This window comes from Bartonella sp. AC70YNML, from assembly GCF_042196545.1.
GTDB lineage: Bacteria > Pseudomonadota > Alphaproteobacteria > Rhizobiales > Rhizobiaceae > Bartonella.
This window is the reverse complement of sequence record NZ_JBHIQK010000069.1, coordinates 1-506: the sequence shown is the minus strand read 5'-3', so window position 1 is coordinate 506 and position 506 is coordinate 1. Positions and strand designations below refer to the sequence as shown.

At 45.1% G+C, this 506-nt stretch carries 1 pseudogene; it reads left to right on the top strand.

The window, feature by feature from the left end:
- A pseudogene (locus ACFIMU_RS08785) lies at positions 1 to 506 on the top strand (hypothetical protein); the annotation flags it as partial.

Here is a 506-nt window from a genome sequence, read left to right as displayed (position 1 = left end):
AATCTTGGAAGAGTGGCTTCTGGTGATATGGTTGGACAGAATCCGTCTTTTAATGCTGCGCTTCAAAATAGCTTAGACCGCGTCAGAGATACGATTAACAGCTCTTTTGCCGGTGCGGGTCGTTATGGTTCTGGTGCACATACAGGTGTCTTGGCAAATGAACTTGGTGCTTTGTCTACAAGTGCTACAGCAGACCAGTATAATCGTGATGCGGATCGCATGATGCAAGCCAATGCCATGATAGACCAAGCCAATCAAAATCAGTTAGGAGCTTCAAATAACTTCTTACAGGGTTATGGGAATGCCTATTCCAATGCCATACAAGGGGGAGGTGTGCTTGATGCCCACAATCAACGCCTTGTTGATGCCAATAGAGAACGTTGGCTGGAACAAGACAATAGCGGCTGGAATAGGTTGAATATGCTTATGAATGCCGGTCATGGCTTTGCAAGAAATTACGGCACGACAACGAATAATAATACAGCTTCGATGATACAAGGGAATAG